The 18,576-nt window shown below is 47.2% G+C and carries 20 protein-coding genes; 2 read left to right on the top strand and 18 right to left on the bottom strand.

Annotated features, from left to right (window positions below; genetic code table 11):
* Positions 1–26: 26 nt before the first annotated feature.
* The 16 genes from nuoL to L0U88_RS06450 all read right to left on the bottom strand — a co-directional run bounded on the left by nuoL (position 27) and on the right by L0U88_RS06450 (position 14,543).
* Complete coding sequence (nuoL, locus tag L0U88_RS06525) at positions 27–1,928, bottom strand: NADH-quinone oxidoreductase subunit L (protein WP_234864811.1); 1,902 nt, start codon at positions 1,926–1,928, stop codon at positions 27–29.
* 1 nt (position 1,929) lies between these two features.
* Positions 1,930–2,271: an NADH-quinone oxidoreductase subunit NuoK gene (gene nuoK, locus L0U88_RS06520; protein ID WP_234864810.1), complete on the bottom strand. Its 342-nt coding sequence runs from the start codon at positions 2,269–2,271 to the stop codon at positions 1,930–1,932.
* Positions 2,272–2,327: 56 nt separating this feature from the next.
* Entirely contained in the window at positions 2,328–2,825 is a 498-nt protein-coding gene (locus L0U88_RS06515; RefSeq protein ID WP_234864809.1) for an NADH-quinone oxidoreductase subunit J family protein, read from the bottom strand.
* Between the two features lie 34 nt (positions 2,826–2,859).
* Positions 2,860–3,399: an NADH-quinone oxidoreductase subunit NuoI gene (gene nuoI / locus L0U88_RS06510; protein WP_234864808.1), complete on the bottom strand. Its 540-nt coding sequence runs from the start codon at positions 3,397–3,399 to the stop codon at positions 2,860–2,862.
* Positions 3,400–3,458: 59 nt separating this feature from the next.
* A complete protein-coding gene (gene nuoH / locus L0U88_RS06505) occupies positions 3,459–4,532 on the bottom strand; it encodes an NADH-quinone oxidoreductase subunit NuoH (RefSeq protein WP_234864807.1) in 1,074 nt (357 codons plus the stop codon).
* Between the two features lie 9 nt (positions 4,533–4,541).
* A complete protein-coding gene (locus L0U88_RS06500) occupies positions 4,542–5,663 on the bottom strand; it encodes an NADH-quinone oxidoreductase subunit G (RefSeq protein WP_234864806.1) in 1,122 nt (373 codons plus the stop codon).
* Positions 5,664–5,728: 65 nt separating this feature from the next.
* Entirely contained in the window at positions 5,729–7,081 is a 1,353-nt protein-coding gene (nuoF, locus tag L0U88_RS06495; RefSeq protein WP_234864805.1) for an NADH-quinone oxidoreductase subunit NuoF, read from the bottom strand.
* 66 nt (positions 7,082–7,147) lie between these two features.
* Complete coding sequence (nuoE, locus tag L0U88_RS06490) at positions 7,148–7,645, bottom strand: NADH-quinone oxidoreductase subunit NuoE (RefSeq protein ID WP_234864804.1); 498 nt, start codon at positions 7,643–7,645, stop codon at positions 7,148–7,150.
* Between the two features lie 162 nt (positions 7,646–7,807).
* Complete coding sequence (locus L0U88_RS06485; protein ID WP_234864803.1) at positions 7,808–9,049, bottom strand: NADH-quinone oxidoreductase subunit D; 1,242 nt, start codon at positions 9,047–9,049, stop codon at positions 7,808–7,810.
* A gap of 47 nt (positions 9,050–9,096) precedes the next feature.
* Positions 9,097–9,612: an NADH-quinone oxidoreductase subunit C gene (locus tag L0U88_RS06480; protein WP_234864802.1), complete on the bottom strand. Its 516-nt coding sequence runs from the start codon at positions 9,610–9,612 to the stop codon at positions 9,097–9,099.
* A 20-nt stretch (positions 9,613–9,632) separates the two neighbouring features.
* Positions 9,633–10,214: an NADH-quinone oxidoreductase subunit B gene (locus tag L0U88_RS06475; protein ID WP_234864801.1), complete on the bottom strand. Its 582-nt coding sequence runs from the start codon at positions 10,212–10,214 to the stop codon at positions 9,633–9,635.
* Between the two features lie 17 nt (positions 10,215–10,231).
* Positions 10,232–10,630 carry an NADH-quinone oxidoreductase subunit A gene (locus L0U88_RS06470; protein ID WP_234864800.1) on the bottom strand — a complete coding sequence of 133 codons (399 nt, stop codon included), beginning with the start codon at positions 10,628–10,630 and terminating at the stop codon, positions 10,232–10,234.
* 160 nt (positions 10,631–10,790) lie between these two features.
* Positions 10,791–12,446: a tetratricopeptide repeat protein gene (locus tag L0U88_RS06465; RefSeq protein ID WP_234864799.1), complete on the bottom strand. Its 1,656-nt coding sequence runs from the start codon at positions 12,444–12,446 to the stop codon at positions 10,791–10,793.
* Positions 12,447–12,492: 46 nt separating this feature from the next.
* The gene (locus L0U88_RS06460; RefSeq protein WP_234864798.1) at positions 12,493–13,413 is read right to left on the bottom strand and encodes a PstS family phosphate ABC transporter substrate-binding protein; all 921 of its coding nucleotides are present in this window, start codon (positions 13,411–13,413) and stop codon (positions 12,493–12,495) included.
* Positions 13,414–13,430: 17 nt separating this feature from the next.
* A complete protein-coding gene (locus tag L0U88_RS06455; protein ID WP_234864797.1) occupies positions 13,431–13,667 on the bottom strand; it encodes a hypothetical protein in 237 nt (78 codons plus the stop codon).
* Between the two features lie 57 nt (positions 13,668–13,724).
* Positions 13,725–14,543 carry an energy transducer TonB gene (locus L0U88_RS06450; protein WP_234864796.1) on the bottom strand — a complete coding sequence of 273 codons (819 nt, stop codon included), beginning with the start codon at positions 14,541–14,543 and terminating at the stop codon, positions 13,725–13,727.
* A gap of 103 nt (positions 14,544–14,646) precedes the next feature.
* On the opposite strand from L0U88_RS06450, the gene L0U88_RS06445 reads away from it, so the two are divergent.
* A complete protein-coding gene (locus tag L0U88_RS06445; RefSeq protein WP_234864795.1) occupies positions 14,647–15,102 on the top strand; it encodes a low molecular weight protein-tyrosine-phosphatase in 456 nt (151 codons plus the stop codon).
* 7 nt (positions 15,103–15,109) lie between these two features.
* Positions 15,110–16,477 (top strand): histidine--tRNA ligase, encoded by a 1,368-nt coding sequence (gene hisS / locus L0U88_RS06440; RefSeq protein WP_234864794.1) that lies wholly within the window; start codon positions 15,110–15,112, stop codon positions 16,475–16,477.
* A gap of 9 nt (positions 16,478–16,486) precedes the next feature.
* Here the strand turns inward: hisS and L0U88_RS06435 are convergent, their stop codons facing one another.
* Both L0U88_RS06435 and L0U88_RS06430 read right to left on the bottom strand, forming a co-directional pair.
* Positions 16,487–16,954: a hypothetical protein gene (locus L0U88_RS06435; RefSeq protein ID WP_234864793.1), complete on the bottom strand. Its 468-nt coding sequence runs from the start codon at positions 16,952–16,954 to the stop codon at positions 16,487–16,489.
* A gap of 87 nt (positions 16,955–17,041) precedes the next feature.
* Positions 17,042–18,232, bottom strand: a complete 1,191-nt coding sequence (locus tag L0U88_RS06430; protein WP_234864792.1) for a thiolase family protein — start codon at positions 18,230–18,232, stop codon at positions 17,042–17,044.
* Positions 18,233–18,576 lie beyond the last annotated feature (344 nt).

The following is an 18,576-nucleotide window of genomic DNA, read 5'->3' as shown; positions in this document are numbered from 1 at the left end:
GAATCTCGTTTCTTTCAATTGATCAATTATTTCTTCAGGAACACCTGCAACACAAACAACAGGATCATACCCAGCACCATCAGCAGGATATAACTGCCAACCTGTCCACTTTGCAATAAGCGGAACTGGCGACTCGCATACTGCACACTCCTGCCTACACCATTCACTACCCAGTCGATGCCAAAGCGATCCAGCTTTTCCAGTCCTTTTCCAAATGCATTCACCGGTTTGGTTATAACCGCTTCGTAGAGTTCATCCACATACCATTTGTTCTGCAATACTTTACCCAATCCCGTTTCTTCTGCATCGGTTTTCTGATAGCCACTGAATTTTTTCCAGGCGAAAATGATAATCACCAGGATAACCGCCATCAATCCAAACATCAGAATCAACTCCTTTGTATGATCAATCGGATGAGGAGTCATTCTGCGGGTAGATTCTGCAAACACCGGAGCCAGGAATTCATTCAACTGGTGACCGCCCTGCATCAGCACTTCCGGAATACCTACCAATCCACCTGCAAAACTGAAGATCGCCAGGATCACTAATGGAATGGTCATCGCTGCAGGAGATTCATGCAGGTGATGTTCCTGTTCATGGGTTCCTCTGAAGCTTCCCTGGAAGGTCATGCTGTACAAACGGAACATATAGAAAGCGGTCATCAGTGCACCAATCGCGCCCAGTACATAATACACGGGGTTGTTGGCAAAGGCAGCCGCCAGGATCTCATCTTTGGAGAAGAAACCGGAGAAAGGAATAATACCGGCAATCGCGAAACAGGCAATCAGGAAAGTGATATGCGTAGTAGGCATGTATTTTTTCAAGCCACCCATGTTGCGGATGTCCTGCTCATGATGCATGGCATGAATAACAGAACCGGCACCAAGGAACAACAAGGCCTTGAAGAAAGCATGTGTCATCACATGGAATACTGCTCCGGTATAAGCACCCACACCGAGGGCCAGGAACATATAACCCAACTGGCTAACCGTAGAATAGGCCAGCACTTTTTTGATATCGTTTTGTTTGAGCGCGATACTTGCCGCCAGCAATGCAGTAGCAATACCAATTACGGCTACCGCTGTTTGTGTAACAGGTGCCAGCGTATACAAAATATTACTTCTCGCGATCATGTAGATACCTGCTGTAACCATGGTAGCCGCGTGGATCAGGGCAGATACGGGAGTCGGACCCGCCATCGCATCCGGCAACCAGGTGTACAAAGGAATCTGTGCACTCTTACCGGTTGCACCAACAAATAACAACAACGTAATAATCGTGAGGTCTTGTCCGGATAACTGATCCACTTTGCTGAATACATCGGCATAACCAACCGTACCCAGTTTGCTGAGCAGATAAAACACCGCCAACAGGAAGCCTGCATCACCTATACGGTTCATCACGAAGGCTTTTTTCGCCGCGCCGGTGAACTCAATATTTTTAAACCAGTAACCGATCAGTAAGTAGGAACAGAGTCCTACACCTTCCCAACCGATGAACATGATCACATAGTTGGAACCCAGCACCAGCAGCAACATCGAGAACACAAAGAGGTTCAGGTAGGCGAAGTAGCGGGCAAAATGAGGAGCTGATTCTTCATGCATGTAAGCCGTAGAATACAGGTGAATCAGGAAACCGATTCCGGTAATGATCAGCAGGAACAGACTGCTTAACTGATCTACCTGGAAAGCAAAAGGAATAGAGGTTTTTCCAAACTCAATAAAGTTGAACAGGGTTACCACTCCGGTTGAGCCACCCTTCACTTGCATGAAGAGCAGGATACTTACCACAAAGGAAGCCAGGATAACACCGGAGCCGATGATTCCACTCAACGACTTAGACAAATAATTTCTCAGCAAACCGTTCAGCAGGAAACCTACCAACGGAAAGAGGGGAACCAGCCAAACGTAATCGATAATATTGTTCATATCAGTTTTTCAGTCTGTTCAGGAAATTCACATCCACCGAATGGATATTACGGTACATCATAACAATAATGGCTAATCCCACTGTCACTTCTGCTGCTGCCACAACCATGATAAAGAATACAAATAACTGTGCGTCGATCCCATTGGTAAGGGTGGGCGCCGCGCCAGCAGCCATGCTATCAGCCAGGTGCATTTTGGAAAAGGCAACCAGCAACAGGTTAACGGCATTTAACATCAATTCAATACACATGAAAATGATGATGGCATTTCGCCTCGTAAGCACGCCAATCACCCCGATCGAAAACAGGGCCAGCGCCAGGAATATGTAGAGATTTATAGGCATCTTATGTTGTCTTTTAGGTTCTTCGATTTATCTTCTCACGTCTCACGTCTGACGTCTCACTTCTTCCCGAGTACCACTGCCCCCACCATCGCACTCAAAAACAGCACACTACTGATCTCAAACGGGATCACATACTCATTGAACAGTGCCTTACCCAGGTTTTGAATCAATCCCGTATCACCCTCTCCTACCAATGCCATAGTGGATTTGCTGTCAGCTTCTCTGAGGGCCGCCACCAATACCAGCAGGAAACAGCCACCGGCGATGGTTCCCGCCAGTTTCAGCCATTTGTTTTTCTGTGGTTCTGTTTCCGTGTTCAGGTTCATGAGCATGATCACGAACAGAAACAGTACCATGATGGCACCTGCATATACGATCAGGTTCACTACTGCCAGGAATTGTGCGTTGAGCAGGATATAATGTCCGGATAATGCAAAGAAAGTGGCGATGAGTGCCAGCACACTGTAAACCGGATTCTTACTGGTAACCACCAACAGGGCACCTCCCAGGGCGACCGCAGTCAGCAACCAAAATAATATTTCTGTGATGTTCATGTTTGTTGTTCGCAGTTACTTGTAAAGATGTCTGTTACTTTTTTCTGGCTCTCTCCCCTACCGCTTTCTGGTAGAGTTCCGGTTCTTTTTTCGGATCCGGAATCAGGAGGTCATTCTTACCATAAATAAATCCTTCTCTCTTATAATTGGATGGAGCAAAGGTTTCACTCAGGTAAATCGCATCTTTCGGACAGGCTTCCTCACACAATCCGCAGAAGATGCAACGCAACATATTGATCTCGTATTTGGCTGCATACTTTTCTTCGCGATACAGATGCTCTTCACCCTCCTTGCGTTCAGCTGCTTCCATGGTGATGGCTTCAGCCGGACAGGCAACTGCACACAAACCACAGGCGGTACAATTCTCTCTGCCTTCCTCATCGCGGTTGAGAATATGCAAGCCACGGAAAACTGGGCTGAAGGGTCTTGTCTCCTCCGGAAAATTGATGGTTGGTTTCTTCTTAAAGAAATGCGACAGAGTGATACTCATTCCTTTGGCAATCGCAGGCAGGTACATTTTCTCCCACACCGTCATTGGATGACGATCTACTGCTTTGGATCTATTGGTGAGCATTTGCATAATTCGGGCGTAAAAATATTTTTAAACTGGTTACAGGCCAAGTTTGATTCAAGTTAAAAGGGCCATCCATTTTCGCGGATCAATACTACGATGGCTGTTATCAGCATGTTGAACAGCGCCAGCGGAATCATCACTTTCCATCCAAGGTGCATCAACTGATCATAACGGAAGCGCGGGATGGTCCAGCGCACCCACATGAACACAAATATGAAGAAGGCAGCTTTCAGGAAGAGCGACAAGCCCTGCAGCACAGCTACCAGATTCATCCCCATGCTTTCAATCAGACTGGCGTCATTTACAAATGGTATATCGTATCCACCGAAGTACAGCGTTGCCATCAGCACACTGCTCATGAACATATTGATATACTCTGCGAAGAGATAGAACCCAAGTTTCATGGAAGAATATTCCTGATGATAACCAAAGTTTAATTCGTTCTCTGCTTCCGGTAAATCAAAGGGTGTACGGTTACACTCAGCAAACGCACAAACAATGAAGATCAGAAAACCTAAAGGTTGATACGCAATATTCCACCAACCACCGGAGGCACTTTGTAATTCCACAATGGTTTTTAAACTCAGCGAACCGGTTAACATTAAAAGGGCGATAATAGACAAGCCCATGGCCAGTTCATAAGATATCATCTGCGATGCACCACGAAGCGCAGCCAGCAGGGAGAATTTATTATTGGAAGCCCATCCACCAATCATGATACCATATACACCCATACTTAATACAGCAAAGATGTAAAGGATACCAATATTGATATCAGCTATTTGCAGGTCTACAGTGCGACCGAAAATTTCAATCTGCTTTCCCCAGGGAATCACTGCACTGGTCATCATGGCGGTCATCATAGCCAGCCCAGGTCCCAGGATGAACAGGAATTTGTTGGAAGCATTGGGGATGATCTCTTCCTTCATGAAGAGTTTCAAACCATCTGCCAGGGGCTGGAACAAACCAAAGGGACCCGCGCGGTTCGGACCCAGGCGGTCCTGCATGAAACCGGCTACCTTACGTTCTGCCCAGGTAGAATACATGGCCACCAGCAGCGATACGGAGATAATGCCACCAATGAGGATAGCTTTCTCCAGTACAAAGGCCAGGTCTATTGCAAGTTGTATCATTGTCCTAATCTATTTACCGTTATCGAGGCTGTTCTTGAAATCATCGCTGTGAGCCGGGCCCTGAATCTTACTCAGTTCAATCTCCGGGCGGTTCACTTCACTGACCGTATGAATATTCATCAGCAATTTGGGTCCGCGGCCACCCATCACATCCGGCAGTGTTTCCTTGGGTTTCACTACGTTAACATAGTGACCTTGTGAAATCACCGAGTGACGGTTTACCTGAGTCGGACCATCAATTGTCCAGTCTTTCGCATCTTTTTTCTCAAAGCGACATTCATTACAAATCCAGCCGGGACCACCCTTGGTGGAATCTTTAACTTCACCCCATTCATCTTTGCGGGCAGTAACACGAAATACTTCATCACCGCGCATCCACAATTGTACTTCACCACAACACTTGCTGCAATCGCGATGTGCATCTACCGGCTTGGTAAACCATACGCGGTTTTTGAATCGGAAGGTTTTATCAGTCAATGCGCCAACCGGACAAACATCAATCACGTTGCCGATGAAATCATTATCGAGAGATTTTTCAATATAGGTAGCGATCTCAGCATGATCTCCTCTGTCCAGAACACCATGTACGCGTTTATTGGTCAGCTGATCTGCTGTGAACACACAACGATAGCATAGGATACAGCGGGTCATGTGCAACTGGATATATTCACCCAGGTCGTGTTTCTTGAAGGTACGACGCTTGAACTCATACCGGGTACCTTCCTTGCCATGCTCATAGCTGAGATCCTGCAGGTGACATTCACCGGCCTGGTCGCAGATAGGGCAATCCAGCGGATGGTTTAAGAGAAGAAATTCCACCACACCTGCGCGGGCATCCAGCACACGTTCACTGGTAATGTTCTTAACGATCATACCATCCATTACGGTAGTACGACAGCTGGCCACGAGCTTGGGCATGGGGCGGGGATCCGCAGTAGAACCTGCAGCCACTTCCACCAGGCAGGTACGACATTTACCACCGCTGTTTTTCAGCTTGCTGTAGTAACACATCGCGGGTGGTGTCACTTCACCACCAATCATCCGGGCAGCATTCAGGATGGTAGTTCCTGGTTCTACGTCCACCGTGATATTATCGATGGTTACTTTGAATAGTTTTTTCTCTTCTGACATAGTTATATAGTCAACTTCATTATAGTATTCTTCTTCTCACGTCTGACGTCTGACGTCTCACTTTGCTACGCCGGAATCACCAGCGGATCAGCATAATGCGCTAATCCATAATTCCTCGTCAAACACTCCTGCGGGTTCTTCACATGCCATTCAAACTCATCGCGGAAATGGCGGATGGCAGCAGCAACCGGCCAGGCAGCCGCATCACCCAAAGGACAAATTGTGTTACCCTCAATCTTGCGCTGGATATCCCAAAGCAGATCGATATCACTCATCTTGCCTTTACCCATATCAATATTCTTGAGGATCTTTTCCATCCAGCCGGTTCCTTCCCTGCAGGGAGAACATTGTCCGCAGCTTTCATGGCGATAGAAGCGGGCCAGGGTATAGGTATTCTTCACCACACACTGATCTTCATCCAGCACAATGAAACCACCGGAGCCCATCATGGAACCTGTGGCAAAACCACCATCACTCAGGCTCTCGTAATTCATGTAGCGGGTTTCACCTTTGGCTGTTTTCAGCAGCAGGTTAGCCGGCAGAATGGGAACTGAAGATCCGCCCGGGATACAGGCTTTCAGGCGTTTGCCATTTTTAATACCACCGCAGTATTCATCACTGTAGATGAATTCTTCCACGGAGATGGTCATATCAATTTCGTATACTCCCGGTTTGTTGATATTACCGCAGGCAGAAATCAGTTTGGTACCGGTTGAACGTCCCACACCAATCTTCGCATATTCTTCACCACCCATATTGATGATGGGTACAACTGCTGCCAGGGTTTCCACATTGTTCACCACAGTTGGGCGATCCCATACACCTTTCACTGCCGGGAAGGGAGGTTTGATACGTGGGTTACCTCTCTTGCCTTCAAGAGATTCAATGAGGGCGGTTTCTTCTCCACAGATATAAGCACCTGCTCCGCGCTGTACATAGATCTCACAATCAAAGCCGGAACCCAAAATATTTTTTCCCAACCATCCATTGGCTTTTGCTTCAGCAATTGCCTGCTCCAGGATATCGGGAATCCATGCATATTCGCCACGGATATAAATATAGGTTGCATTAGAACCCAGGGCGAAAGAGGATACGATCAGGCCTTCAATCAACAGGTGCGGCAGGAACTCCATCAGGTAGCGGTCTTTGAAGGTACCGGGCTCCGATTCATCTGCATTACAAACCAGGTGACGGGGAACGCCTTCCGGTTTGGCAAGGAAACTCCACTTCATACCGGAAGGGAATCCGGCACCACCTCTACCCCGCAGTCCGCTTTTCTTTACTTCCTCGGTAACCGCATCCGGACTCATTGTCTTCAATGCTTTCTCCACGGCACGATAGCCACCCTCTCTGCGATATACCTCGTAAGAGCGGATGCCTTCAACATGTGCTTTCTCTAAAAGTAGTTTAACGCCCATATGGAAAATTCGTCATTTAAAAAGTGAGACGTGAGATGTGAGACGTGAGAACACGTAACGCATTCACTAGTTTAATTGTCCTGCCTGCTTCCGACACTCCTCGATAATCTGATCCACTTTCTCGCGGGTCAGGTGTTCTTTATAATGTTTGCCCAGCTGCATCATGGGTGCATACCCACAAGCGCCCAGGCACTCCACTGTTTTCAGGGTAAAGAGTCCGTCTGGTGTAGTTTCACCAACACCAATGCCTAACCGCTGTTTGATATAGTCCACGATATCATCGCTGCCATTGATCATACAGGGCCCTGTCTGGCATACTTCAAACATGTATTTACCAACCGGCTTGAGGTTGTACATGGAGTAGAATGTAGCCACTTCATACACTTCAATCGGTTCAATCTGCAACAGGGAAGCCACGTAATCCATGGTTTCCGCACTCAGCCAGCCATGCACTTCCTGCGCAAGGTGTAATACAGGCAGCAAGGCAGACTTCTGCTTTCCTTCCGGATACCTTGCAATGATTTCCTGTACTTTGGCCAGTTTTTCCTCTGAAAATGGTACCATAAAAAGTGAGATGTGAGACGTGAGATGTGAGACGACCTCATCCCTCAACGCCTTTTATTTTATTAATTTTACTATTCTTCCATCGGGTGCCCGCCCTTCCTCAACTTGCCTGCAATTTCAGGCTCCAATTCATAATTCACAATTCCTACTTCATAATTCTCCTTACGCGTCCATCTCTCCCGCAATCAAATTCAGACTACTCAGCGTAATGATGGCGTCACTCAGCATGGCGCCTTTGGTCAGTTCAGAATAAGCCTGGTAATAAATGAAACAGGGTCTTCTGAAATGCAGGCGGAACGGCGCACGACCACCATCACTGATCAGATAGAAGCCCAGTTCTCCATTACCTCCTTCTACTGCGTGGTACACTTCTCCTTTCGGCATATCAATTTCACCCATGATGATTTTGAAATGCCAGATCAGGGCTTCCATCTTCGTATATACATCCTCTTTTTTAGGGAGATAGTATTCAGGAACATCAGCATGGTACACGGTTGCTTCTTCACCTTTGAACTCCTGGATCTTGCGATAAGCCTGTTCAATGATGCGCAGGCTCTGCCACATTTCCTGGTTACGTACCAACCAGCGATCGTAGTTATCACCAGTGGTTCCTACAGGTATTTCAAATTCAAAATCTTCGTAAGAAGAATAAGGTGCTGTGACACGAACATCGTAATCAACACCTGCAGCACGCAAATTCGGACCAGTAAATCCATAGTTCAATGCTCTTTCTGCACTGATACCACCGGTTCCCATGGTGCGCTCCATGAAGATGCGGTTCCGCTGGAAGAGATTTTCAAACTCTTTCAGTACAACCGGGTATTCTTTGAGGAAACGTTCAATTTTTTCAAAAGCTGTATTGGAGAAATCGCGCTCGAAACCACCAATGCGACCAATATTCGTAGTGAGACGGCTACCGCAGATCTCTTCATAAATTTCATAAATGAGTTCGCGGTACTGCATCACATACAGGAAGCCGGTGAAGGCACCGGTATCCACCCCAACGATGGAGTTACAGATCAGGTGATCCGAAATCCGGGAGAGCTCCATGATGATCACGCGCAGGTAATCCACGCGCTTGGGAGTTTTCACGCCCAGCAATTTTTCGCAGGTCAGGTGCCAGCCCATGTTGTTGATAGGAGCCGAACAATAGTTCAGTCGGTCGGTGAGTGGCGTAATCTGGTATAAAGGTCTGCGTTCAGCAATCTTTTCAAAAGCCCGGTGGATATACCCAACCGTTTGTTCCGCAGACACAATTCTTTCTCCGTCTACTTCCAGGATATTCTGGAATACACCGTGCGTGGCGGGGTGTGTGGGACCAAGGTTCAGCGTGGTAGTTTGCTTTCCGATCGAGCCTTCCGGAAGCTTAACATGGTGCTGTTCTTGTTGTATGAGTTCTGACATTGCTGTCTAATTGTTTAAGGTGTTGCTTCTAGGTTTTCCTCTTTTGATCAGATGCTTCCTCCTCTTCCGAACATCTCATCATCCTTGTCAATCCGGGTCTGGTCTTCCAGCGGGTACTCTTTTCTCAGTGGGAAATAATCCATTTCATCCACATTCAGAATGCGCTTCAGGTTAGGATGTCCCACGAAATTGATACCATAGAAATCATAGGTTTCACGCTCCTGCCAGTTGGCTGATTCATACAGTTTGGTAGCAGTGAAAACATCCGGCTGCTGAATGTTTGTAAACACTTTCAAACGTACCCGAACATTTTCCGGCATGTTGTGCAGGTGATAAACCACCCCCAGCTCACGACCGGTCTGATCAGGATAATGAACACCGCAAAGATCTGTCAGGAAACGGAATTGAAGGTCCGGATCATCATGCAGGAACTGCATTACTTTCAGGTTCATCTCCTTTGGTACTTCAAAGGTCAGCAGGCCATAAGGTTCTTCGATATTGGTGATGGCTTCACCAAATTTCTCAGTCAGTTTCTGCGTAATAAATTCATTCGTCAATACCATGATGGTGTTGCTGATTTATATTATTGTATGCCGTAGGATTCAAGCAATGCTTTGTATCGATCACTGTTTCTGCGACGGAGGCTTTCATTGCCCACCAGTTCCTGGATCTTCATCACACCGTCGATAATAGCTTCAGGGCGGGGCGGACAACCGGGCACATATACATCTACCGGTACCACCTGGTCGATTCCCTGCAATACAGAGTAGCTGTCGAAAATACCACCTGAAGAAGCACAGGCGCCAACTGCAATTACCCAACGGGGCTCAGCCATCTGCAGGTACACCTGCTTTACAACCGGGGCCATTTTCTTTGCGATGGTTCCCATGACCATCAGCAGGTCGCACTGACGCGGAGAGAAACCTACGCGTTCAGAACCAAATCTTGCCAGGTCATAATGAGATGCCATGGTAGCCATGAACTCGATACCGCAGCAGGAAGTTGCGAATGGCAGGGGCCAGATGGAATTCTTCCTGGCCAACCCAACGATATCGCTGAGCTTGGATGCAAAAAAACCTTCACCCATGTGACCATCAGGAAGTTCTCCCATGGTTACAATCTTGCCGCCTTCATTTTTTACATTGTATTGTACCGGACGTGCCATAATCTTTTGTTTTTAGATTAATCCTCCCAACGGAGGGCTCCTTTTTTGATGATGTAATAGAATCCACATAAAAAGAATCCCACAAACATCAGTACAGCGAGGAATCCACTCCAACCTAATTCTTTGAAATTCACTGCATAGGGATAGAAAAAGATCACTTCCACGTCAAACAGTACGAAGAGGATGGCAACCAGGAAATACTTGATTGCTACAGGTTGACGGGCATTTCCTACTGCTTCGATACCACTTTCAAAATTCTCCAGCTTGTCACTTGTTTTGCGCGAAGGGCCCAGTAAATGGGTGCCGCCAAGGGTCAGGGCAACAAATCCCAGCGCAAATAACAATTGGATTGCGATGGGCAAATAGTTGATTGTGGTATTGGATGCAACCGCAGTTTGTAAGAAAAAAAGATTCATGCTTTTGCTGTTGTGGGGCAAAAATAAGATAGCCTGCCAAATAAAACGCGGAACATTGAAAATAAGTTCATTGTGCCTGATTTATGTCCGTTTATCGATGAAAAAAGGCCTCCGGAGCGCATCCGGAGGCCTTCTTATTAGAATTAAATTAATTTGATCGTCAACTTAGCAGGAATGCTTCCCGCTTTTTTCGGATCACAGCTTTTTTATTCACCGCCTTACTCAGGATGTCCTTGATCTTAACAGCAGTTTCATTTGCCGGATCAATTTCCAGTACTTTATTTATGTACTCCAGCGCCTTAGCCGGATCCTTCTTGATATCATTATAATACTGTACCAGGTAGAAATAAGAAGAAATTGCCTGGCCTTTGAATTTTGCCGCATCAATGCTCAGTGCCATTTCACCCAGTTTCTCATAATGAGGAACTGCTAAACCCTGCTCCATGGTAGTATCCATAGCCTGGTTAGCACGCGCTCTCCAGAGGTATCCGAAGATTTCATTGGGATACTTCTCACTGTACATGGCAAAGATGGAATCTGCTGCAGGGTATTGGGCTGCCTGGTAATTAGCGAAGCCCCAGTTATAAAGATCAACGTTATTGGGATCTTTTTTGGTGGCATATAATTGCCCCAGGTATTTCGCCTCTCCAGCCCGATTACCGGTCTTTTTAGCCAGTGCAGCTGCATTGGTCATGAGTTCCAGTTTGGACTCCATAGCTGTATCCATAGCAATTGCCTTGTCGTAGTTCTCCATGGCCTGCGCCTCATTACCCGGGAATTTAGCCAGGGTATTGGCGAGGAATTCATAGTCCTTGGGCAGGAATCCTTCCGGCTTCTGCTTGACGAAATACTGCTCCAGGAATTTGCGGGCATTCAAACTATCTTTTTTCTCATCATACGAATATGCGATGAGTTTGTAGTATTTGGGATCTGCCTGGTCACCCAACTTGGCGATAAATCCATTGGCTGTGCTGATGGCTTCATCATACCTGCGGGAAGCGTAAAGAATGGCAGTCTTCTCGTAATCGTTTTCAGGATTGGGATCAGAAACAGCCAGGTATTTGTCGTAGTAATCCTTGGCCTTGTTGATATCGCGACTGAAATAATAATAATAGAGGTCGTAGATAGCAGGAGCGTAATTCGGATCAATTCTAACTGCATCTTCAAAAGCAGGCAGGAAGATATCGGTGTTCTTTTGAGTCAGGTAAATCCGGCCGATGCGGTGCTTGGCAGCTGCCAGGGTGGGATTCATCTCCAGTGCACGCTGGTAGTTTTGTACAGCGCTACCACCATCTACCTTTTTGCGATAAGCATCTCCCATCAGGAGGTAGGTATTGGCATCGTTGAATTTCTTTACCTGGGTAGCCTGGTTCAGCTTTTCGATGGCATAATCTGCATCACCATCTTTAGCCTGCACATTGGCTCTTCCGATGGCATTAAAAATTTCAACATCCCTTCCTTTGGTAAGGCTGATAGCAGTTTCAAAACGCTGACGCGCTTCCTCTTTTTTACCATCCATCAGTTCGATCTGACCCATACCAGCCAGCAGAAGGGGTGCATTTCCATTAGTAGCCAGTGCTTTCTGATAGAGATCGCGGGCTGCTACGGAATCTTTCATTTCCAGTAAGGTCTGGCCTAACCAGTAAGTAGCCTCAATATTGTTGGGATTGGCAGCGAGCACTTTGCCTAATTCCTCTTTCGCGCTGTTATAGCGCTCATAATAAAAAAACTTCTTACCCTGATCCACACTCTGCGCGAACAGGGCATTACCACAAGTTACTGCGGACAATACCAGACTGTAGAGGTATTTCTTCATTCGTTGCTGTTTTTAGTCGGATGATAAAAATATTAAAATAATGGAATTACTCGTCGATTCCTGCATTTCTTACCTCAAAGGCCATTTTGGCCGGCCAGAGATAAGCCCTGCGGAAAATCAGTTGTCCTCTTTCGTAGATGAGAAAATTCGCGAACCCACTGCCCAATCCTTCATAATTTTCTTTTAAAATATAATGCAATCCCCGTACCAATGGGTAACGGCGCGTAGCAATATTGGCCTGGTAGGGTTTTACATAGGCCTCATTTGGACAAATTTCACATTTGATGGAGGCGATGGTCACCTTGTTCTGGAAACTCAGCTGCACAGGATCATCATTATTACCAATCCAGCTAACCCCGATGAAACCGATGGCATCCTTGTTTTTGGATACATAGTCAATTACACCCGTGCTGCTGTCGGCGGCGGTTACTTCATTACTGAGTTTATCACCTGCTAAAATAGAGTCGATGGCAAAGCGTACGGTACTGGTGGCAGTTCGGCCATCCATCACCGGGCGGAACTTGTAGCCACTGGTGCCATTCAGAATAGATCGGAGATCACTGCGATCCAGGAGAGAATCTTTATTAGCCGGGTTAACAATAACAGTAACCGCATCAAATGCCATTTTGCCCTGCACGGGAATAAAGCGAAGGGTATCTTTCAGGCGCTGTTCTTCCACTTTTAAAAGGGGGCGGGTAACAATTACCATCCGGATACTGTCCACCAGCAGGTCTTTCAGGCATTCCGCTTCCGGTTTGTAATGCGCAATGATTTTCGCCTGGGGAAAAGAAGATTCAAATACTTTGATCTGGGAATCAATCACCGGTTTGAAAGACTCATCCACACTTATATGGATAGTTCCTGAACTGGCAGTATCTCCCCTGTATACTACGGGCTGGTTGTTACAACGAATGAATGCAACCATTGTGGTTATAACCAGGAAACCTATTTTCCAATACCTATACATACACGTTCGCTTGATTCTTATTCGGAATAATAATTTTTCTGATAGCCCCGGTAAATACGCCAGGCACCATATACAATACAGAGTCCGGAAAAGAAGTACTTGAAAAAGGGTTCCATTTCAAATTCAAAGCCCAGTTTTTCGGAAAACAAAAAGAAGAAACCAAACAACAGGATGAGTCCGCCCATTCCATAATCCAGGATGGATCTCATCTGGCTGTACTGCTTTCTTCTTTTATTTTGTGAGTCGTATGCCATGGTAATCTGCTTGCTTAGCGTTGGGCAATTTAGGAAAAATATGGTGTATCGCTTTTACTACTCTTCCGGGCTGGTGAAAATTATGGGGATATTGTACCAAACGGCCACGGTTTCCCCATTTTGCTGGCCTGGATTCCATTTCGGCATTTTATTCATGACGCGAAGCACTTCCTGGTCGTAGGGATCACCCCCCGACTGGGTAAGCCGGATACCGGTAATATTTCCATTGACGTCTACCACAAAACGGGCGATTACTTTCACCCGCTGGCCGGGTTCGATGCCATCCTGGGGGCGCAGGTTTTTGGACAGCCAGCGTTGCAAAGCTCCCAATCCGCCCGGGAAGCTGGGCATCACTGCAGCTTTCTCGAGGATAGGCGGGGCTTCTTCTTTAGCAGGCTGGATGGGGGCTGTACCGGTCCCGGTGTTTTCAGGTTGAGGCGGGCGGGTAAGGCCATCTGAAACTGGACCCTCAATGGTTTCGGTGGAAATGATTTTGTCTTCCAGGTCTTTCATTTCGGGTAGTGGATCTGTATGCTGGTTATCAGGAACAATTTCCGGTTTTACATATTGCTCCGTTGCAGCAGGAGGAGTTGGAGCAGGGGGAAGAGGAGGAATGGGGGCCGGAGGAGGGGGTGGAGGAAGAATAACCAGTGTAACACTATCAGGCCCCAAAAAAGGATTCACCATTTTTGTTGGCTTATTCCCCCTTGGAAAAATGAATCCAAATGCCAGCAATACAAGCCCGGTCATAGCAGCCATTGCTGTTAACAACCGCCTGGGATAATCCCTCCGAAGCGTGTAGGCACCGTATTGTTTGTTGCGATTTTCGAAAAGGATGTCAAGCGCATCGCTGCGAAGAATGGTAGAAGGTTCCATACTGATAAGTTTTGTGTGGATAAATAGGAACGCAGCGCTGTGTTGAAACTAAGATGCAGGGGCTACCCGATTCCATACGGTAAACTGTCCTATTTTTGCCGCCATGAAGATTTTGATGGTCTGCCTGGGGAATATTTGCAGAAGCCCTTTGGCAGAAGGAATTTTACAGGCGAAAGCAGCAGCAGCCGGCTTGAATTGGCAGATCGACAGTGCCGGTACCAATGGGTATCATGTAGGTGAATCGCCTCATCCCCTATCGCAGAAAGTTGCAAAGATCAATGGAATTGATATCAGCATGCAGCGGGCCAGGCGGTTCCGGGCTGCCGACTTTGAGGAGTTTGATCTGATCTTCGCAATGGCGGAGGATGTAATTGATGAAATGAAGTCCATTGCCCGTCATCGATTTGATTCGGCCAAAGTTGATCTTTTAATGAATGTACTACAGCCGGGAAAAAACCTGGATGTACCTGATCCCTGGTATGGAACCGAACCCGGTTACCATGATGTATTTGCCATGATCAGCCAGGCTTGTGATAAACTGATTGAAAACCACCAATAACATTTAGATGTCAAAACCCTCCCTGCCCTCCGGCACACGTGATTTTGGTCCGGATACCGTGCGTAAACGCAGTTATATTCTGAACACCATCAAAGCGGTGTTTGAAGTTTATGGTTTTCAACCACTGGAAACTCCTGCCATGGAAAACCTGGATACCCTGATGGGTAAATATGGTGATGAAGGTGATAAACTTATTTTCAAGATCCTGAACAATGGATTGAATGATCCTAAAAACATCGACAAGGCTCGTGCGGCTTTTGAGCAGGTGATGGCAGGTAAAAATGATAAAAACCTGACCGAACGCGCTCTGCGTTATGATCTCACAATTCCTTTTGCACGTTATGTGGCCATGAACCACGGACAACTGGCATTGCCTTTCCGGCGTTACCAGGTGCAGCCGGTTTGGAGGGCTGATCGTCCGCAGAAGGGACGCTATCGCGAATTTTATCAATGTGATGCAGATGTGGTAGGCAGTAAAAGCCTCTACAATGAAGTTGAACTGACCGCCATCTATGCGGAAGTTTTTCAGCGTTTAGGCATACCTGTGGAAATCCGGTTGAACAATCGTAAGATCCTGGCCGCTTTGGCAGAACATTGTGGTGGTGCGGAGAAGATGATGGACATCACGATTGCCATTGACAAGCTGGATAAAATCGGCATGGAGAAAGTGAAGGAAGAATTGCTGGAACGTGGTTTGTCTGCAGACCAGGTGAACAGCATTGAAGCTTATCTGAAGATTGAAGGTTCGAATGAAGAAAAACTGGCAGCTGTGGAGCAGTTGCTCGGACATATAGAATCTGCGCAACAGGGATTGCAGGAACTTCGCTTTGTGCTGGAGCTGGCGGGAGCAACTTCGGTTAGTCCTAACGGTAAGGCGCAACTGGTTTGTGATTTTACCCTGGCACGCGGACTGAATTATTATACCGGAATCATTTTTGAAGTGCGGGCAATTGGTGTGAAGATGGGAAGTATTGGAGGTGGTGGTCGCTATGATGACCTGACCGGTTTGTTTGGTGTTCCGGATCTGCCGGGCGTGGGTATTAGCTTTGGTGTTGATCGGATTTATGATGTGCTGGAAGAACTGGGACTCTTCCCCGAAACCATTGCGGTAGGAACAGAATATATCTTTTTCAACCTCGGTGAAGCTGAGAGCCGGAGGGCTTTCCAATTAATGCAGGAGCTGCGCGCATTGGGCAAGCGTTGCGAATTGTATCCGGAAGCAGTGAAGTTGCCCAAGCAATTCAAATACGCGGATCAGAAAAAAATTCCCAATGCTATTTTCATTGGCAGCAATGAACTCGCATCGGGAACTTTGACCATCAAGAACCTGCTCACCGGTGAGCAGCGCGAGGTAGATGACATCAGAGAAGTATAGTTCTCCGAATCAGGATCTGCGTACTTTCAGGCTCTGGATGGCCTCATCGAACGCTTTGGCTTCGCGGGGATCAACAAAGTCGTAACCGACAATGAAGCAGTCGCGCAGAGACCTGCGCCAGCTGGTGCCATTCGCATTTTTACCTGTACCCTCTTCTCCTACTGATTTTTTGAGCTCCTGGGTAGTGGCTTCCGTACGTTCAACCGAAATCACCGGACTCAGCTCTTTGTCTTTACAGGCGATGAAAAACTCTGCTCCATTTTTATAATGGAAGGTGCGAACAAGAACACCTGCATCATCTCTGAAATGCGTTTCGGATTCATAGCCTTTTGGAATAGTCAATACGAGCTTGCGATTATCATAACCTTCCGCAAAAGCATATTCAACTTTGTCTGTCTGCATAGCGGTTCTGCAGGAGGAACCGGCAGCAATTGTTGCAAAAAGCAACAGGCTGCGAAAAATGGTTTGCTTAAACATAGTACAAGGTGTTGGTGAACCAGTAAATTACTATGCGTAAACAGCAGAAGAAAGTGAAAATGGGATGAATGCGTTACACTTGATAATTTATGCTTCAAATAAAATGGCAGCCCCCTGTCCAACGCCAACACACATGGTGGCGATTCCGGTTTTGGCACCCCGTTTTTTCATCTCATGCAGCAACGTGGTAGAAATGCGAACGCCACTGCATCCTAAGGGATGACCAAGTGCGATAGCACCACCATTGACATTGACCTTTGCAGGATCCAGCTTCAACTCGCGGATACAGGCCAGCGACTGTGAAGCAAATGCTTCATTCAATTCTACCAGGTCAATTTGCTTTTCGGTTATACCTGCCCGTTGCAACAGTTTCTTAACAGCGGGCACCGGACCAATTCCCATGATGGAGGGATCTACTCCAGCAACAGCCATTGCCCGAATGCGTGCCAATGGTTTCAGGTTGTATTTCTGCACCGCTGCTTCTGTTGCGAGTAACATGGCTGCAGCACCATCATTGATGCCACTCGCATTGGCGGCAGTAACAGTTCCCTCTTTTACAAATGCAGGAGAAAGCGTAGCGAGTTTCTCAACAGGTGTGAGTCGCGGGTGTTCATCCGTATCAAAAGTGATGGCTTCTTTTTTACCAGGAATTGTAACCGGAATGATTTCATCTTTAAATTTTCCGGCCGCAGCTGCTTCTTGGTATTTAAGCTGACTTTCATAGGCAAACTGATCCTGCTCTGCTCTTGAAATCTTCCATTGGGCAGCCACATTTTCGGCAGTTTCTCCCATGGAATAGGGATGATATAAAGCAGATAAGGCTGGGTTGGTAAAGCGCCAGCCGATGGTAGTATCATAGACTTCTGCCTGGCGCGACCAGGGTTGTCCCTGTTTGGCCATCACAAAAGGCGCGCGGGTCATGCTTTCCACACCACAGGCGATCATCAGTTCGCCATCCCCGCACTGAAGGGCTCTGGCTGCATCCATGATAGCCTGCAGGCCCGAAGCGCAGAGGCGGTTCACAGTGGAGCCTGCAACAGTCACCGGTAATCCTGCCAGCAGGGCAGCCATCCGGGCAACATTGCGGTTATCTTCACCGGCCTGGTTGGCGGCACCGGCAATTACTTCTTCAATGGCGTTGGGGTCAATGGAAGGGTTTCTTTCCAAAAGGGCTTTAATCGTATGGGCCAGCAAATCGTCGGGACGCACGGTGCTCAGCGCTCCCCCATATTTACCAATCGGGGTGCGCACTGCGTCAATTACATACACGTTATTCATGGGGCGAAGATAAGCATGGACCGGAGACAAAGGAGAAGGGAGACGGGAGGCACGGAAGAGGGAGGAAGGGAAGAAAGGAGGAATGGAAGAGGAACATAGGAAGATGGAGGAAGGGAAGGACTCACTCAGCTTCCTGGGGAGTATCCCTGAGCGGTTGCAGAATAGTTCACTGGCGGTTCATTAGTGCTTCAATAATAGTGAAACAGTAGTGCGGGAGTGGTTGTGATTGACTGACTGGATAGAGAAAAGTGGTCGAATGGAAAGAAAAGTGAAACGTCAGATGTCAGACGTGAGAAGGAATCCAACCCGTCTATCGCATCAAATCAGCTCACCTCACCTATATA

Origin of the sequence: Flavihumibacter fluminis, assembly GCF_021491375.1 — a bacterium.
GTDB classification, from domain to species: Bacteria; Bacteroidota; Bacteroidia; order Chitinophagales; family Chitinophagaceae; genus Flavihumibacter; species Flavihumibacter fluminis.
The sequence above is the reverse complement of the archived record's forward strand: the minus strand, read 5'-3'. Positions and strand labels throughout refer to the sequence as shown.

What these genes read in the sequence shown, in the direction of transcription:
- nuoL (WP_234864811.1), bottom strand. Translation starts at nt 1,928, where the DNA reads ATGAACAATATTATCGATTACGTTTGGCTGGTTCCCCTCTTTCCGTTG.
- nuoK (WP_234864810.1), bottom strand. Translation starts at nt 2,271, where the DNA reads ATGCCTATAAATCTCTACATATTCCTGGCGCTGGCCCTGTTTTCGATC.
- L0U88_RS06515 (WP_234864809.1), bottom strand. Translation starts at nt 2,825, where the DNA reads ATGAACATCACAGAAATATTATTTTGGTTGCTGACTGCGGTCGCCCTG.
- nuoI (WP_234864808.1), bottom strand. Translation starts at nt 3,399, where the DNA reads ATGCTCACCAATAGATCCAAAGCAGTAGATCGTCATCCAATGACGGTG.
- nuoH (WP_234864807.1), bottom strand. Translation starts at nt 4,532, where the DNA reads ATGATACAACTTGCAATAGACCTGGCCTTTGTACTGGAGAAAGCTATC.
- L0U88_RS06500 (WP_234864806.1), bottom strand. Translation starts at nt 5,663, where the DNA reads ATGTCAGAAGAGAAAAAACTATTCAAAGTAACCATCGATAATATCACG.
- nuoF (WP_234864805.1), bottom strand. Translation starts at nt 7,081, where the DNA reads ATGGGCGTTAAACTACTTTTAGAGAAAGCACATGTTGAAGGCATCCGC.
- nuoE (WP_234864804.1), bottom strand. Translation starts at nt 7,645, where the DNA reads ATGGTACCATTTTCAGAGGAAAAACTGGCCAAAGTACAGGAAATCATT.
- L0U88_RS06485 (WP_234864803.1), bottom strand. Translation starts at nt 9,049, where the DNA reads ATGTCAGAACTCATACAACAAGAACAGCACCATGTTAAGCTTCCGGAA.
- L0U88_RS06480 (WP_234864802.1), bottom strand. Translation starts at nt 9,612, where the DNA reads ATGGTATTGACGAATGAATTTATTACGCAGAAACTGACTGAGAAATTT.
- L0U88_RS06475 (WP_234864801.1), bottom strand. Translation starts at nt 10,214, where the DNA reads ATGGCACGTCCGGTACAATACAATGTAAAAAATGAAGGCGGCAAGATT.
- L0U88_RS06470 (WP_234864800.1), bottom strand. Translation starts at nt 10,630, where the DNA reads ATGAATCTTTTTTTCTTACAAACTGCGGTTGCATCCAATACCACAATC.
- L0U88_RS06465 (WP_234864799.1), bottom strand. Translation starts at nt 12,446, where the DNA reads ATGAAGAAATACCTCTACAGTCTGGTATTGTCCGCAGTAACTTGTGGT.
- L0U88_RS06460 (WP_234864798.1), bottom strand. Translation starts at nt 13,413, where the DNA reads ATGTATAGGTATTGGAAAATAGGTTTCCTGGTTATAACCACAATGGTT.
- L0U88_RS06455 (WP_234864797.1), bottom strand. Translation starts at nt 13,667, where the DNA reads ATGGCATACGACTCACAAAATAAAAGAAGAAAGCAGTACAGCCAGATG.
- L0U88_RS06450 (WP_234864796.1), bottom strand. Translation starts at nt 14,543, where the DNA reads ATGGAACCTTCTACCATTCTTCGCAGCGATGCGCTTGACATCCTTTTC.
- L0U88_RS06445 (WP_234864795.1), top strand. Translation starts at nt 14,647, where the DNA reads ATGAAGATTTTGATGGTCTGCCTGGGGAATATTTGCAGAAGCCCTTTG.
- hisS (WP_234864794.1), top strand. Translation starts at nt 15,110, where the DNA reads ATGTCAAAACCCTCCCTGCCCTCCGGCACACGTGATTTTGGTCCGGAT.
- L0U88_RS06435 (WP_234864793.1), bottom strand. Translation starts at nt 16,954, where the DNA reads ATGTTTAAGCAAACCATTTTTCGCAGCCTGTTGCTTTTTGCAACAATT.
- L0U88_RS06430 (WP_234864792.1), bottom strand. Translation starts at nt 18,232, where the DNA reads ATGAATAACGTGTATGTAATTGACGCAGTGCGCACCCCGATTGGTAAA.